The 15,772-nt window shown below is 32.9% G+C and carries 14 protein-coding genes and 1 riboswitch; of the genes, 10 read left to right on the plus strand and 4 right to left on the minus strand.

The window, feature by feature from the left end:
- Position 1 precedes the first annotated feature (1 nt).
- The 8 genes from purS to purD are packed head-to-tail and all read left to right on the plus strand — an operon-like array spanning position 2 to position 8,932.
- Positions 2-262 (plus strand): phosphoribosylformylglycinamidine synthase subunit PurS, encoded by a 261-nt coding sequence (gene purS / locus KA814_RS12610; RefSeq protein WP_019468141.1) that lies wholly within the window; start codon positions 2-4, stop codon positions 260-262.
- A complete protein-coding gene (gene purQ / locus KA814_RS12615) occupies positions 262-933 on the plus strand; it encodes a phosphoribosylformylglycinamidine synthase I (RefSeq protein ID WP_046207895.1) in 672 nt (223 codons plus the stop codon). The genes purS and purQ overlap by 1 nt, the downstream gene beginning before the upstream one ends.
- On the plus strand, positions 926-3,115 hold the full coding sequence (gene purL / locus KA814_RS12620) for a phosphoribosylformylglycinamidine synthase subunit PurL (protein ID WP_046207894.1): 2,190 nt from the start codon (positions 926-928) through the stop codon (positions 3,113-3,115). The genes purQ and purL overlap by 8 nt, the downstream gene beginning before the upstream one ends.
- Entirely contained in the window at positions 3,094-4,581 is a 1,488-nt protein-coding gene (gene purF, locus KA814_RS12625) for an amidophosphoribosyltransferase (protein ID WP_064209113.1), read from the plus strand. The genes purL and purF overlap by 22 nt, the downstream gene beginning before the upstream one ends.
- A complete protein-coding gene (purM, locus tag KA814_RS12630; protein WP_064209112.1) occupies positions 4,574-5,602 on the plus strand; it encodes a phosphoribosylformylglycinamidine cyclo-ligase in 1,029 nt (342 codons plus the stop codon). Before purF ends, purM begins: the two co-directional genes overlap by 8 nt.
- A gap of 2 nt (positions 5,603-5,604) precedes the next feature.
- Positions 5,605-6,171 carry a phosphoribosylglycinamide formyltransferase gene (gene purN / locus KA814_RS12635; protein WP_064209111.1) on the plus strand — a complete coding sequence of 189 codons (567 nt, stop codon included), beginning with the start codon at positions 5,605-5,607 and terminating at the stop codon, positions 6,169-6,171.
- 15 nt (positions 6,172-6,186) lie between these two features.
- Positions 6,187-7,665, plus strand: coding sequence for a bifunctional phosphoribosylaminoimidazolecarboxamide formyltransferase/IMP cyclohydrolase (gene purH / locus KA814_RS12640; RefSeq protein ID WP_046207890.1), 1,479 nt, complete (start codon positions 6,187-6,189; stop codon positions 7,663-7,665).
- A gap of 22 nt (positions 7,666-7,687) precedes the next feature.
- Complete coding sequence (gene purD, locus KA814_RS12645; RefSeq protein WP_046207889.1) at positions 7,688-8,932, plus strand: phosphoribosylamine--glycine ligase; 1,245 nt, start codon at positions 7,688-7,690, stop codon at positions 8,930-8,932.
- Between the two features lie 206 nt (positions 8,933-9,138).
- On the opposite strand, the gene KA814_RS12650 is transcribed toward purD, so the two are convergent.
- The 4 genes from KA814_RS12650 to graF form a co-directional block, all read right to left on the minus strand.
- Positions 9,139-9,945 carry an energy-coupling factor transporter transmembrane component T family protein gene (locus KA814_RS12650; RefSeq protein WP_046207888.1) on the minus strand — a complete coding sequence of 269 codons (807 nt, stop codon included), beginning with the start codon at positions 9,943-9,945 and terminating at the stop codon, positions 9,139-9,141.
- Positions 9,938-11,359, minus strand: a complete 1,422-nt coding sequence (locus KA814_RS12655; RefSeq protein ID WP_046207887.1) for an ABC transporter ATP-binding protein — start codon at positions 11,357-11,359, stop codon at positions 9,938-9,940. Before KA814_RS12655 ends, KA814_RS12650 begins: the two co-directional genes overlap by 8 nt.
- A gap of 12 nt (positions 11,360-11,371) precedes the next feature.
- Positions 11,372-11,947, minus strand: a complete 576-nt coding sequence (locus tag KA814_RS12660) for an ECF transporter S component (RefSeq protein ID WP_046207886.1) — start codon at positions 11,945-11,947, stop codon at positions 11,372-11,374.
- 75 nt (positions 11,948-12,022) lie between these two features.
- Positions 12,023-12,124: riboswitch (TPP riboswitch) on the minus strand.
- 569 nt (positions 12,125-12,693) lie between these two features.
- The gene (gene graF / locus KA814_RS12665) at positions 12,694-12,828 is read right to left on the minus strand and encodes a glycopeptide resistance-associated protein GraF (protein WP_196296357.1); all 135 of its coding nucleotides are present in this window, start codon (positions 12,826-12,828) and stop codon (positions 12,694-12,696) included.
- Between the two features lie 237 nt (positions 12,829-13,065).
- Between graF and auxA the strand changes: the two genes are divergently transcribed.
- Entirely contained in the window at positions 13,066-14,367 is a 1,302-nt protein-coding gene (gene auxA, locus KA814_RS12670; protein ID WP_064209110.1) for a lipoteichoic acid stability factor AuxA, read from the plus strand.
- 210 nt (positions 14,368-14,577) lie between these two features.
- On the plus strand, positions 14,578-15,747 hold the full coding sequence (locus KA814_RS12675; protein WP_064209109.1) for a class I SAM-dependent rRNA methyltransferase: 1,170 nt from the start codon (positions 14,578-14,580) through the stop codon (positions 15,745-15,747).
- Positions 15,748-15,772: the final 25 nt, after the last annotated feature.

Raw genomic sequence — 15,772 nt, forward strand, 5'->3', positions numbered from 1 at the left:
AATGAAAACAATTGAATTGCATATCACATTACAGCCACAAGTATTAGACACACAAGGACAAGCTTTAAATCGCGCAGTACATGATTTAGGATACACACAAGTTAATGATATACGTGTTGGTAAATTATTGTACATGACAGTTGATGAAGCGACTGATGCTGCAGTTCACAATGTCGTTACAACTTTAAGCGAAAAACTTTTTGCAAACACCGTTATTGAAGAATATAGCTACAAAGTATTGGAAGAAGGGGAGAAAGCATAATGAAATTTGCAGTGCTAAAATTCCCAGGATCCAATTGTGATAGGGACATGTATAATGCAGCATTGAAATCTGGTGTAGAAGCAGAATATGTCGACTATAGAAATACATCTTTAGAAGGTTTTGACGGTGTTTTAATACCTGGTGGTTTCTCTTTTGGTGACTATTTACGTTCAGGTGCGATGGCAAGTGTTGCACCTATCACTGAAGAAGTGAAACGTTTCGCTAAAGAAGGGAAACCTGTATTAGGTGTTTGTAACGGATTTCAAATTCTTACAGAAATAGGTTTGCTGCCAGGTGCATTATTGCATAATGATTCACATTTATTTGTAAGTCGTAATGAACTACTAAAAGTAGTCAATAATCATACACCTTTCACTAATTTATATGAAGAGAATGAAAATGTAGTATATCCTGTAGCGCATGGGGAAGGTCATTACTATTGTACATCAGAAATGTATGACAGATTAGAAGAAAACAATCAAATCATTTTAAAATACAAGGATAACCCCAACGGTTCTTACAATGATATTGCAGGTATTGTAAATAAAAACGGAAATGTTTGTGGAATGATGCCGCACCCTGAACGTGCGATGGAATCTTTATTAGGTACTGATAGTGGCGTTAAGTTATTTGAAGCAATGGTTAATAGTTGGAGGGAACAAAATGTCTAAGTTTATCGAACCAAGTGTGGAAGAAATCAAATTAGAAAAACGATATAAAGATATGGGTTTATCGGAGTCAGAATACGATAAAGTATGTGAAATTTTAGGTCGTGAGCCCAATTTTACTGAAACTGGTATTTTCTCTGTCATGTGGAGTGAACATTGTTCTTATAAACATTCCAAGCCATTTTTAACTCAGTTTCCAACGTCAGGATCACATGTGTTGATGGGGCCTGGTGAAGGTGCAGGCGTCGTAGATATTGGTGACAACCAAGCAGTAGTATTTAAAGTTGAATCACATAATCATCCCTCTGCTGTTGAACCATATCAAGGTGCTGCTACTGGGGTAGGAGGCATTATAAGAGATATTGTTTCAATCGGTGCTAGACCAATAAATTTATTAAATAGTTTACGCTTTGGTGAATTGTCAGAAAAACAAAATCGTCGATTATTACGTGGTGTAGTAGCCGGTATTGGCGGTTATGGCAATTGTATTGGGATTCCAACAACTGCGGGTGAGATAGAATTTGATGATAGATATGATGGCAATCCATTGGTCAATGCAATGTGCGTAGGTATCATTGATCACGATAAAATTCAAAAAGGTACTGCTAAAGGCTCCGGTAATTCAGTTATATATGTGGGATTAAAAACAGGACGTGATGGCATTCACGGTGCTACTTTTGCATCTGAAGAACTAAGTGAAGATAGTGAAAGTAAGAGACCTTCAGTACAAATTGGTGACCCATTTGTTGGAAAAAAATTAATGGAAGCAACTTTAGAAGCAATAACATTTGATGAGCTAGTAGGTATCCAAGATATGGGGGCAGCAGGATTAACATCATCATCTTCTGAAATGGCTGCTAAAGGTGGAAGTGGTTTACATCTACAATTAGAAAAAGTTCCAACAAGAGAAAAAGGTATTTCACCTTATGAAATGATGCTTTCTGAAACTCAGGAACGCATGTTATTAGTAGTTGAAAAAGGATCTGAAGATAAATTCTTAAATTTATTTGATAAGCATGAATTAGATAGTGCTGTTATCGGTGAAGTTACAAATACAGATCGTTTTGTACTTACATATGAAGATGAAATTTTCGCTGATATACCCGTACAGCCATTGTCAGATGAAGCACCTGTTTACGTGCTTGAAGGTGAAACTCCTCAATATAATGAACCTAAAAATGAATACAGTGACATAGATGTCGAAGATGTATTTAATCGTTTACTCATTCATCCAACGATTGCTTCAAAACGTTATTTATACGAGCAGTATGATCAACAAGTTGGTGCGAATACTATTGTCAAACCGGGCTTACAATCATCAGTTGTTCGTGTTGAAGGATCAAATAAAGCAATTGCTTCTACGATAGATGGTGAAGCACGATATGTCTTTAATCATCCATACGAAGGCGGAAAGATGGTAGTAGCAGAAGCATACCGTAATTTGATTTCTGTAGGTGCTACACCTTTAGCGATGACCGATTGTTTGAATTATGGATCACCGGAGAAAAAAGAAATTTATCAACAATTAGCAGATTCTACTAAAGGTATGGCTGAAGCCTGTGAAATATTAAAGACACCAGTCGTTTCTGGCAATGTATCCTTGTATAACGAAACAAAAGAAACTTCAATATTCCCAACACCAGTCGTAGGTATGGTTGGTTTGATTGAAGAAATTGATTATTTCAATGATTTTACGCCAAAAGTGGGTGATACGCTTTATGTTGTAGGCGATACATTTAGCGATTTTGGTGGGAGTCAAATTGAGAAATTACTTTTCAGTAAGGTGAATCATGAAGTTGAAACCATTGATTTATCAAATGAAGTCAAAAGAGGAGAGTCGATTAAAAGGGCAATACGTAATGGTATAGCATCCCACGTACAAACAGTGGGTAAAGGTGGCCTGTTAATGACTTTTGCTCGTATCAGTGCACATTATCAAATGGGCTTAAATGTAACTTTAAATCTAAAAAATGAGCAATTATTCAGTGAAACGCAAGGGCGTTATGTAGTAGCAGTAAAAGGTGACCAACCTTTAGATATCGCAGATGCTATTAAAGTTGGTACATTAACAGAAGATGGAAAATTTGTAGTTTCTAACGGGGACACGTTAATTTCACGTGATGTGAAACAATTGAATGAACAGTGGGAAGGAGCAATTCCTAAATGTATGACTACAACGGATTAAACGAAGAATGTGGCGTTTTTGGTATTTGGAATCATCATGAAGCAGCACAATTGACGTATATGGGTTTACATAGTTTACAACATAGAGGTCAAGAAGGCGCAGGTATGGTGTGTTCTGATGGACAAAAACTCACTGGAGAAAGAGGGCTTGGCTTATTGACTGAAGCCATTTCAGATACACAGTTGGAATCATTTAAGTCCTATCAACATGCGATTGGTCATGTACGATATGCGACATCGGGGAATAAAGGTATAGAGAATATTCAGCCATTTTTGTACCATTTTTATGATATGAGTGTCGCAGTTTGTCATAACGGAAACCTTATAAATGCACAAAGTTTAAGAAAATCTCTTGAGCATCAAGGTTCTATTTTCCATTCTTCTTCAGATACTGAAGTAATCATGCATTTAATTCGTAAAAGTAAAGCGCCAACCTTTGAAGCAGCGTTACAGGAAAGTTTACGAAAAATAAAAGGTGGTTTTACATTTGCGTTATTAACAAAAGATGCATTATATGGTGCTGTTGATCCAAATGCAATCAGACCTTTAGTTGTAGGAAAAATGAAAACAGGTGCTTACATCATCGCAAGTGAAACTTGTGCTATAGATGTTTTAGGTGCAACGTATGTAAGAGATATCCATGCAGGTGAATATGTGGTTATCAATGATGAAGGTATTCGAGTAGAGTCTTATACGAGACATACGAATACGGCGATATCAGCTATGGAGTATATTTATTTTGCTAGACCAGATTCAACTATTGCAGGAAAAAATGTTCATGCGATTCGTAAACAATCTGGTAAACAATTAGCGTTAGAAAGTCCAGTTGAAAATGCAAATATGGTTATTGGTGTACCTAATTCTTCACTCTCAGCAGCCTCTGGTTATGCTGAACAAAGTGGTTTGCCATATGAGATGGGGTTAGTCAAAAATCAATATGTAGCGCGTACATTTATTCAACCAACTCAAGAATTAAGAGAGCAAGGTGTAAGGGTCAAATTATCGGCAGTAAAGGATATCGTACAAGGCAAAAATATCGTCTTAGTGGATGATTCTATTGTTAGAGGCACGACAAGTAAGCGTATAGTACAAATGCTAAAAGATGCTGGAGCTAATGAAGTGCATGTACGTATTGCTTCTCCTGAATTTATGTTTCCAAGCTTTTATGGTATAGACGTTTCAACTACTGCTGAACTCATATCAGCGAGCAAATCACCATCAGAAATCAGTGAACATATTGGTTCAGATTCTCTGGCCTATCTAACTGTAGCTGGTTTAATAGATTCAATTGGCCTTGATGTAGATGCTCCTTATAAAGGGTTATGTGTAGAAAGTTTTACAGGTGATTATCCTGCTGGTCTTTATGATTATGAACAAGATTATTTTGAACATTTAAGCGAACGTCAAAAAGAATATTTAGCAAATCATAAACAATACTTTGATAGAGAGGGTAATTTAAATGTCTAAAGCATACCAACAAGCAGGTGTTGATATTAGTGCAGGTTATGAAGCGGTTGAACGTATGTCAAGTCATGTTCAAAGAACAATGCGTAAAGAAGTCTTAGGTGGATTAGGCGGTTTTGGTGCTACATTCGATTTATCACAGTTAAATATGAAAGCACCATTACTCGTATCTGGAACAGATGGTGTTGGTACTAAATTAAAGTTAGCGATTGATAATGACAAACACGATACGATAGGCATTGATGCAGTAGCGATGTGTGTCAATGATATTTTAACAACTGGTGCAGAACCATTGTATTTCTTAGATTATATTGCAACACATAAAGTTGTTCCAGAAGTTATTGAACAGATTGTTAAAGGGGTTAGTGACGGTTGTGAAGCTACAAATACAGCACTGATTGGTGGCGAAACAGCTGAAATGGGTGAAATGTATCATGAAGGTGAATATGATTTAGCAGGATTCGCTGTAGGAGCTGTTGAAAAAGAAGCGTATATAGACGGTTCAGCCGTGAAACCAGGTGATGTAATAATAGGTCTTGAATCAAGTGGTATACACTCTAACGGTTACAGCTTGGTACGTAATTTAATAAAAAAATCAGGTATTAATCTACAAGATAAATTTGATCAAAACCACACATTTTTAGATATCTTTTTAGAACCAACACGACTATATGTCAAGCCTGTATTAGCTGTAAAAGAACACGTAAACATACATGCGATGACGCATATTACTGGTGGCGGATTTATTGAAAATATCCCAAGAGCATTGCCTGAGGGTGTAGGTGCAAAAATTGATGTAACTCAATTTCCAACACCAAAGATATTTGAATGGTTGCAAAAACAAGGCAATATTTCGACTAAAGAAATGTACAATGTATTTAATATGGGGATCGGTTTCACCTTAGTTGTTGATGCTAATGATGAAGCTAAAGTATTAAATACGTTACAACAAGCACAAGTAAATGCATATAGAATTGGTGAAATTGTTAAAAGTGAAGCGCCAATTCATTTGACGGGGGTATGAAAGTGACAAAAATTGCTATCTTTGCTTCAGGGTCAGGAAGTAACTTTGAAAGTATCATGTCACAAATAGAATCAGGTTATTTGCCGAACATTGAAGTGACTGCTTTATATACGGATCAGGTTAATGCTTATTGTATTGAGCGAGCAAGAAAATATCATTTAGATGTACATATTAATGAGCTTAAAAACTTTGATTCTAAAGCAGATTATGAGCGGAAAATCATTGAATGGTTAACAACCGAAAAAGTTGAATGGATTATTTTAGCTGGTTATATGAAATTAATCGGTGAAAATATATTAAATGCCTATCAAAAACGTATCATTAATATTCATCCTTCATTATTGCCGAAATATCGTGGTAAAGACGCGATTGGTCAAGCATTAAATAGTGGTGACAAGATCACAGGCACAACAGTACATTTTGTAGATAGTGGGATGGATACAGGAGAAATTATTGAACAACGTACATGTGAAATAAAACCGGATGATACGAAAGAACAATTAGAAGAAAGAATAAAAGCAATTGAACATGAGTTGTATCCAGAAGTTATTTCAAAAATTATTCAATAAGAGGTGCCAATAAACATGAAAAAGGCAATTTTAAGCGTATCTAATAAAACAGGCATTGTACCTTTTGCACAATCACTCCAACAGTTAGGTTATGAGTTATATTCGACTGGTGGTACGATGCGAACGTTAGTCGATGAAAATATTGCAGTTAAATCTATATCAGAACTTACACATTTTGACGAAATTATGGATGGGAGAGTCAAGACATTACATCCAGCCGTTCATGGTGGTATTTTAGCTGATCGTAATAAACCAGAACATTTAGAACAATTAAAAGAACAGCAAATTGATTTAATAGACATGGTTGTTGTAAATCTATATCCATTCAAGGAGACTGTTGCCAATCCAGATGTTACAGAAAATGACGCGATTGAAAATATAGATATTGGTGGGCCTACTATGTTACGTGCAGCAGCTAAAAACTTTAAACACGTTACTACTATTGTTCATCCATCGGATTATAATGAAGTGATTGAAAAACTAAAATCAAATCAATTAGATGAATCTTATAGAAAATCATTGATGATTAAAGTATTTGAACATACGAATCAATATGATAATGCAATTGTTGATTTCTTTAAAGAAAATAAAGAAAGTTTAAGATATGGTGAAAATCCACAACAACAAGCATCATTTGTAAGAACATCTGATGCCAATCATACGTTAGGTGGCGCGAAACAGTTGCATGGTAAGCAATTGAGTTATAACAACATTAAAGATGCAGATGCGGCGTTATCTTTAGTTAAGCAATTTGAAACACCTGCTGCAGTTGCAGTTAAACATATGAATCCTTGTGGTGTAGGTATTGGAACAAATATTTATGAAGCTTATCAGCGTGCATTTGAAGCGGATAGCCAATCCATTTTTGGAGGTATCGTTGCTTTAAATAGAACCGTTGATGCTACTTTGGCTGAAACGCTGCACAGCATATTCTTGGAAGTGATTATTGCACCGAAATTTTCCGATGAAGCGTTAGCGATTTTAAATAAAAAGAAAAATATTAGATTATTAGAAATTGATATGACAATTGATAATAATGAGCAAGAAATAGTATCTGTTTCAGGTGGATATTTAATACAAGATAAAGACAATGTATTAATCAAACGTGATGATTTAAAAGTCGTTACAGAAAATGCACCTACAGAAACTCAATGGGATGCAATGTTGCTTGGTTGGAAAGTGGTTGCCTCTGTTAAAAGTAATGCGATTATCCTATGTAACGATAAACAAACAGTCGGTATTGGTGCCGGTCAAATGAATCGGGTAGGATCAGCACAAATTGCAATAGAACGTGCGATTGAAATTAATGATAATGTCGTAATGGTATCAGATGGTTTCTTCCCGATGGATGATACGGTAGAACTAGCTGCGCAACATGGTATTAAAGCGATCATTCAACCAGGGGGTTCAATTAAAGATCAAGATTCAATAGATATGGCTAATAAATATGGCATTGCAATGGTAACGACTGGCGTTAGACACTTTAAACATTAAAATATTGGAGGCAAAATTATTTATGAAAGTACTAGTCATTGGCACAGGCGGAAGAGAACATATTTTAGCACACAAGTTAAAACAATCTTCACTCGTAAATGAAATTTTTGCAATTCCAGGAAATGACGCAATGTCAGACATTGCAGATGTACATTGTGAAATAGCGGAAACGGACCACACTCAGATTGTTGAATTTGCTGTTGAGCATGATATTTCGTGGGTGATTATTGGCCCTGAACAACCACTTACAGAAGGTTTAGCAGATAAATTAAACGCAAAACAAATTAAAGTGTTTGGGCCAAACCAAGCAGCGGCTCAGATTGAGGGATCAAAATTATTCGCAAAACAGTTAATGCAGAAATATCATATTCCTACTGCAGAATATAAAGAAATATCAAACAAATCTGATGCACTAAATTATATTGAAACATGCCAGTATCCTATCGTATTAAAGAAAGATGGTTTGGCAGCTGGTAAAGGTGTAATTATAGCTGAGAATTATGGTGAAGCTGAAGCAGCGGTTCATTCATTGTATCCACAAGAGCTTGGTACAGTTGTCTTTGAGCAATTTTTAGAAGGTGAAGAATTCTCATTGATGACATTTGTAAATGGTGATTATGCCGTGCCATTTGATTGTATTGCGCAAGATCATAAACGTGCATATGATGACGATAAAGGGCCTAACACAGGTGGTATGGGGGCGTATTGTCCTGTACCTCATATAGATAAGGAAGTACTTAACCTCACGAATGAAATCATTGCACAACCTATAGCTCAAGCAATGTATAAAGAAGGTTATGAATTTTTTGGCGTCCTTTATATTGGTGTGATTTTAACAGCAGATGGTCCGAAAGTAATAGAATTTAATGCTAGATTTGGCGACCCTGAAGCACAAGTATTACTAACGAGATTGGAAAGTGATTTAATGCAACATATCTTAGATTTAGAGGCTAAAAAGAAAATAGCATTTAAATGGAAAGATTCGTCTGTCGTTGGTGTAATGCTTGCTTCTAAAGGGTACCCTGGAAATTACGAAAAAGGTAAGACTGTTTCAGGTTTTGATTTAAATGGTAATTATTTTGTCAGTGGTTTGAAAAGAGATAAGGATAAATTTGTCACCAATGGTGGTCGTGTCATCTTAGCATTAGGAGAAGGTCATGATATTACTAGTGCTAAAGCAAATGCCTATAAAGCTGCAGAAAAAATTCAAAGCGATGGACTATTTTATCGAAAAGATATTAGTAATAAAGCAATAAAACATTTATAAATATTAAAAAAAGTCGTAATTTCTATTTAGAAGTGTATAGAAATTACGACTTTTTAAATTTTGAAACTGTATATCGTTAAAAGCTATGTGTTCACAGATCAATCTATGTAAATTGACATATAAAAAGATAAGACAAAGTGGTTTAGTTTTTGTCTTATCTTTTCTTAATTGGATAGTAATGAATTTTGGATATAATAAGGTAATCGTTAATATATATTTTTTATACGAACATCGTTTATACCTGTAATCGGTAAGTGAAGTGCTAAGAAATAAGCAACAACCAAAATGATGATAAAAACGATGATTAATAGAAAGTCTTTATACGAGAAAGGTGTATGATAATAGTAGGTGCGCGGACCATCTTTAAAACCTTTTTTCTCCATTGCAACAGCAAGTTGATGAGCTTTTCTAATGTTTTGGCTTAAAAGTGGAATCATAAGATGTTTGATTCTACTAAATAAATTATAATTTTGTTGAGAGATAATTTGATATCTCATTTTTAAAGACTTTCTAAGTTGAACTAAAGTGCTAATCATTAATGGCACCATTCTTATAGCAGCCATAAAAGCATAAGCAACTTTAGGCTTAACTTTTAAATGTTGCATTAGGCTGTAAAAGACCATTACAATTTCAGAAGTGAAAGCAATTAAAATACCGAAAAATGAAACGGTTGTTGTACGTAACGCTAAATGCAGCCCTCTAACTAAACTTTCAGTACTAATTTGAATAAATCCTAATTTAAACAATATATGAGTGCCTTCACCATAAAAAATCATGAATAAAGCTGAAATTAGGCTGAAAGTTATAGTAAAGAAAATAAAAGCAAATGTTATTTTAAATTTTATACCATTGAACATTAATAAAAACAGGAACATTAATAGACAAATATAAATCATAAAATCGAATTGATGTACAAATATAACAAAGAAAAACAAAAAAACAGCTAATGCTAACTTTGTAATGATATTCACATCATCCATGAAAGAGTAGTGTTTTTTCCACATTTCAAACATGATGCTCACCTGCTATCTCAAGAATTTGTTTTTGACTTACACACAATTTACGTGTTGGATAGCGTGCGATAATTTCAGGATCATGTGTAACCATAATAATTGTTTGGCCATCTCTAACGCGTTGTTGGAATAATTTAATTAAATTAAATGTATTATGACTATCTAATCCGAATGTTGGCTCATCTAATAAAATATATTCTGATGTAGAGCTTAAAGCTATAGCTACACTCAGTCTACGTTTCTGCCCGATTGACAGTTCATAAGGGTGTTGTGATTGAACATCTTCTAAATTTAACATTTTAAGCATTTGAATTGTTTTTTCTTCAGCTTCTGATATAGAAGGATAATTAGCTTTGTTTTGTATAAAAATTTCTTTGTAAACTGAATTCGCAATAAATTGAATTTCAGGATTTTGATATACAAGATACATATTTTTAGCAGCTTCTTTGATTTTAGTAAGCTTTTTGCCATCAAAAGACATTGTGCCTTCATATTTAATAAGTTGCATCATCGATTCTAATAAAGAAGTCTTGCCTGAGCCATTTGTACCGGTGATTGTAATCCATTCGCCACTAGTGATATTAAGTTTTGGTATATCGATAAGTGTCTTTTTACTTCTTTTTATAGTGCCTTGTTCAAAAAGAAATAGATGCTCATTGGCATATTGAATATTAGATTGCTGTAAATCTATAGGTAAAGGTGCTTCATCCCAAGCTTTTGGATGCCAAACGCCATATTCGGATAAAAGGTGTTCATAGTTGTTTAATATGTCAGCTGGTGAGGCATCACCAATAATAACACCATCATAGTTTAATAATATTACACGATCGATATGCTGCCATATATGTTCTACTTTATGTTCAACTATAATCACAGTTTGATCTTGCCATAACGCTTTAATCTTATTCCATAATTCTTCTGTTGATGTTACATCTAACATCGCGGTTGGTTCATCTAGAAATAAAGTATTAGCTTGTTGTAATAATGTTTCTGCAATTGCTAATTTTTGTTTCATACCGCCACTTAAATTATTGATATATTGGTCTTTATTGACGTTTAAATCAACAGACTCGAGTGCTGATTCAATCAATGCATCCATTTTATGTCGTGGCGTTTGTAAATTTTCAAGGACAAAGGCGAGTTCCTCATATACCTTTGGCATACAAAATTGGCTATCAGGTTCTTGAAAAATAACACCACAATCTTGATCAATCTCTAATTTATCGTATTTCATTGGCAAATCAATGAGATTTGGTACGATACCACTTAAAACATTCAATAACGTGCTTTTACCTGAACCAGAGGGACCAAGTATAAGCACCTTCTCTTTATCTTTAATTTCAAGTGATAAATTGTCGAATATTTTCTTTTGTCCATTTGGATATTTAAGACGTAGATTTTCAGTGACTATCAACTTTTATGCTCCTTATAAATTGTCATAATCTTTTTGTGTTGCAGGTCTGAATAATTTGGTTACGCCAGTTTGATCTAATATTTTCACAATATAATAGGACAACAATCCAGCCACAACAATACCGCTAATCAATCTAAATACGATATAAAGTGTTAAGTTCCATCCTGCAATTTCTCCTAAATAACCATAAGCAAAATCAAGAGGAAGTGTCGCAACAGATGCTAAAAATCCTGCTAACATAGCTACCATTGCCGAACGTGATTTATATCTGAAAATAGCGAAAATAATCTCACATGCTAATCCTTGAAGTAATGCATAGACCATTGTTGGAATATCAAATCTTCCCATGACAATTGTTTCACCTGCACCAGCAGCAAATTCAGCTAAAATCGCAATACCAGCTTTTGGTATAATCAAATATGCAACAATTGCAGCCATAAACCATGCACCATATGTTAGTTCTTCAATATGAAGACCAGAAACTTGCACTGCCTTATATACTAAAGTCCAAATATTATAGACGATAGCAAACACAACAGCTATAAGTACGGTTACTAAAATTTCTGATAGTTTTAAACCTTTTGACATAAATTCTCCTCCAATAAAAAAACGCACAACCATCTAGAAGTTGCGCGTTAAATATAGGCATACGGATACCAAAAAACATATCACGATACACTTTCCTACGCTAGTTTAATCTAGATCAGGTTCAAAGGGTTTGAGGGTATACCTCATCTCAGTCACTAAACACCCCTAGTGCGAATATTAAATTTAATTTTAACTATAATGTATGACTTTTAATTAGTTATGTCAAGGTGTATTAACGTTGAATTTGATATTTATGACTTCAATCACAACACATAACGTAAGGTTAAATATAGACTTTTTGTATAGTGCATTGGGTGATATGGCAGTGTGGTTTTGTTAATTAAAGTTTGTTTAATTCATCGTTTTTAATGAAAAAGGGAATTGTTAAGTTCAGTTACATATCACAATAAATACATGATGTAGTGTAATTTATAAGAAAGTGTTTTTAATTATTGTCCAAATATATCATTGTTAAGATGTTGTTGTGTGCTTCATCCATTTATTCATATGTGTGTCAGAGTATAGTCTCGAATCATATTTTGAGTAAGAAGTATGAAAATCAAATGACATGATATTAAATAAAGGACTAAAACCATGTAAAAGTGGTTTTAGTCCTTTAGACTAATTATGAGATTGATGTTTCAGATTTTTTAATATTAACCTTGATAGAATGAACAAAAATTAAATGCTATTGTTCTCTTTTAATTTAAATTGTAATGTTCATATAGAAATCAAGCACATTTAGTTTAATCTAAAGTATCTTGAATATTTTTTTTCGTTTCTTCAGTACTATCTTCAGCAGATTCTTTTTTATCTTTCAATTTATCTTCAGCTTCTTTTGCTTTTTCAGCTGCTTTTTTATTTAATTCTTCTTTACTCATAGTTAAACACTCCTTCAATATTCAAATGACTTATGTTTTCAATATACCACTTTATTTGGAAACTAAACCACAAAGATCTAACTGTATATTACGTTAAATTTGAAATATTTGTTTAATCGATTATGTTTGGTGGAAACTTGACTGTACAACTATTTTCTATCATACTATAGACTTATTTATTGATTTATTAAAGACAAGAACTAAATGTTAATATATAATAACTTTGAGGTGAATGGTATGTCTTTTTTAAAGAAACACGCTGAGATATTATATAGTTATATAATAGGCATCGTTTCGCTCTTCACAGGTCTCATCATTTTAATAAATTTATCTATGGTCCATGACTTAAAGGATAAAGGTAAAATTGAATTACATATTCATAATGTTTGGGATTTTATAAATGCATTTTTTGCAGAAATCATAAGAGTCATGAGTAATTATATAGGGAATTTCCCTGTTATAAGTGCAGTATTAATTATTTTATTTGGTATTGCAGTCATCTTACTCGGATTCACGCTATTAAGAACAACAAGATATGATTATGATGTTTCAATCTTCTTCTTAGTGATAGGTATACTGTTCTTCATTATAACACTTATTTTAATGACACAAGTTTATAGCTTCTTTGCTATCATTTTTATTATCCCATTTGTAGTTCATATTGGGTATATTGTATATAAAGATGAACTAAATCCAGATCACAGAAAATATCATTATTTATTAATTATTTTCAGTTATGGGATAAGTTATTTAATTACGCAAATCGTATTATATGGAAGAATAGATAGCGACGAAATTATCCCTATTGATATTTTGAGTGTAAATACATTCTTTTTAATAATGTGGTTACTAGGTCAAATGTCAATTTGGAATTTCTTGTTTTTAAGAAGGGCACTTCCTTTAACAAAACAAGAATTAGGTGAAGAAGAACCTGAATTATCTAGAACAAGCAAAGGTACAGTTACAAACCAAACGAAAGAGCATTTGAAAAGTTTACAAGATAAGACAACTGAGTTTACTCGGAAAACACGTAGAAGTGTTGATATTCAAAAATTAAGAGATAAAAAAGACAAATTTATCGAAAAATGGAAGAATATTATTGATATACAAGAGGATGATATTCCTAATTGGATGAAAATTCCAAAATGGGTTAAATCAGCTTATGTAGAAATATTTTGTGGTGTTGTATTATTATTCTTTACAATTATAGAATTTAATAATAGAAATGCTTTATTTGTTTCAGGTAATTGGGAAATTTCTCAAACACAATATGTGATTGAATGGATTACCTTATTATTATTAATGCTGATTATTATTGCTTATATATTAACGACATTAACGAACTTCTTGAGAGATAAATTCTATTATCTGCAGTTGTTTATGGTTAGTATATTATTTTTCAAATTGTTAACAGAATTTATGAATATTATGGTTCATGGCCTACTATTGTCAATTTTCATTACGCCAATATTGTTTGTGATGTTAATCGCAGTAATTGTATCATTTATTATTAAATTGCGTGAACCTTCAAAAGATTAACAAGTAAATAAATTTTTAAAGGACTGGCTATAGCTAAATGCCAGTCCTTTTTGATTCATGATTGAAATAACACAAAAGATTAAAAACAATAATATAATGTTTGAATTGAGAAATCATTCAATTATAGATAAATGATGTTACGATATTTCTTGAGATGATAGAATAAGAAAGCATAAATTATAAAATTAGAAGAAAGGCTGACATATAATTATGAAAACTGCCGTATTAAATAAAGGTAAAGAAACGAAATATCTAAATGGATATCCATTAATCGATGATGATGACGTGTATGCGCATGACCATTTAAAAGAGGGCGATTTATTCTCGTTAGTAAATGATGAACAAACCTATATTGCAACTGCGTACGTCGGAAGGCAACATAAAGGACTTGGATGGGTATTGAGCTATGATGAAAATGAAGTGATTAATACTCAATTTTTTGAGAGACTTTTTGAAATCGCAATACAAGAAAGAGCGTATTTTTATAATATTGAAGGTACTAATGCTTTTAGAATATTTAATGGTGAAGGTGATGGTGTAGGTGGTCTAACTATTGATAATTATAACGGACACTTTTTAATACAATGGTATTCTAAAGGTATTTATAAATACCGTTATCAAATTTTAAATGCATTAAAAAATACCTTAGAATACAAATCTGTGTTTGAAAAAATGAGATTTAAAGATGCTCAAATAGCTGGAGGATTTGTTGATGGGGAAGCACCAGAATTTCCTATTATAATCGAAGAAAATTTCACATTTTATAATGTGGATTTAAATGATGGCCCTATGACAGGTATTTTCTTGGATCAAAAAGAAGTACGAAAGAAATTAAGAGATCATTTTGCTGAGGATAGGTATTTGTTAAATGTGTTTAGTTATACTGGTGCTTTTTCAGTTGTCTCAGCAGAAAAGGCCAAAGTCACTACTAGCGTTGATTTAGCTAACAGATCACGCACATTAACAGAAGAAAATTTTGGCTTAAATGCAATTGATCCAAAGACACAATATATATTTGTAATGGATACCTTTGATTATTTTAATTATGCGCGCCGTCATGATTTACTTTATGACACAATCGTTATTGATCCACCTAGTTTTGCAAGAAATAAGAAAAAAACATTTTCAGTATTGAAAGATTACGATAAATTAATACTAGGTGCTTTGGAAGTACTTTCGCCAAATGGAACTTTATTATTGTGTACGAATAATAGTACATTTTCATTAAAAGCATTTAAAAAAATGATTAAAGATACATTGAATAATGCAGAAGTTGATTTTGAACTATCAGAGGTAATGGGATTACCAAAAGATTTTAAAACACATCCACACTATAAACCATCAAAATATTTGAAGGCTATTTTTGTAAATATACAGTAATTTCTGTGAAAGAGGGTAATATTTT

The sequence above is a fragment of the Staphylococcus sp. GDY8P196P genome (assembly GCF_017891705.1).
GTDB classification, from domain to species: Bacteria; Bacillota; Bacilli; order Staphylococcales; family Staphylococcaceae; genus Staphylococcus; species Staphylococcus ureilyticus.

Coding starts and splice junctions, on each gene's coding strand:
- purQ (WP_046207895.1), top strand. CDS start 262: ATGAAATTTGCAGTGCTAAAATTCCCAGGATCCAATTGTGATAGGGAC.
- purL (WP_046207894.1), top strand. CDS start 926: ATGTCTAAGTTTATCGAACCAAGTGTGGAAGAAATCAAATTAGAAAAA.
- purM (WP_064209112.1), top strand. CDS start 4,574: ATGTCTAAAGCATACCAACAAGCAGGTGTTGATATTAGTGCAGGTTAT.
- graF (WP_196296357.1), bottom strand. CDS start 12,828: ATGAGTAAAGAAGAATTAAATAAAAAAGCAGCTGAAAAAGCAAAAGAA.
- purH (WP_046207890.1), top strand. CDS start 6,187: ATGAAAAAGGCAATTTTAAGCGTATCTAATAAAACAGGCATTGTACCT.
- auxA (WP_064209110.1), top strand. CDS start 13,066: ATGTCTTTTTTAAAGAAACACGCTGAGATATTATATAGTTATATAATA.
- purD (WP_046207889.1), top strand. CDS start 7,688: ATGAAAGTACTAGTCATTGGCACAGGCGGAAGAGAACATATTTTAGCA.
- purF (WP_064209113.1), top strand. CDS start 3,094: ATGTATGACTACAACGGATTAAACGAAGAATGTGGCGTTTTTGGTATT.
- KA814_RS12675 (WP_064209109.1), top strand. CDS start 14,578: ATGAAAACTGCCGTATTAAATAAAGGTAAAGAAACGAAATATCTAAAT.
- purS (WP_019468141.1), top strand. CDS start 2: ATGAAAACAATTGAATTGCATATCACATTACAGCCACAAGTATTAGAC.
- KA814_RS12650 (WP_046207888.1), bottom strand. CDS start 9,945: ATGTTTGAAATGTGGAAAAAACACTACTCTTTCATGGATGATGTGAAT.
- KA814_RS12660 (WP_046207886.1), bottom strand. CDS start 11,947: ATGTCAAAAGGTTTAAAACTATCAGAAATTTTAGTAACCGTACTTATA.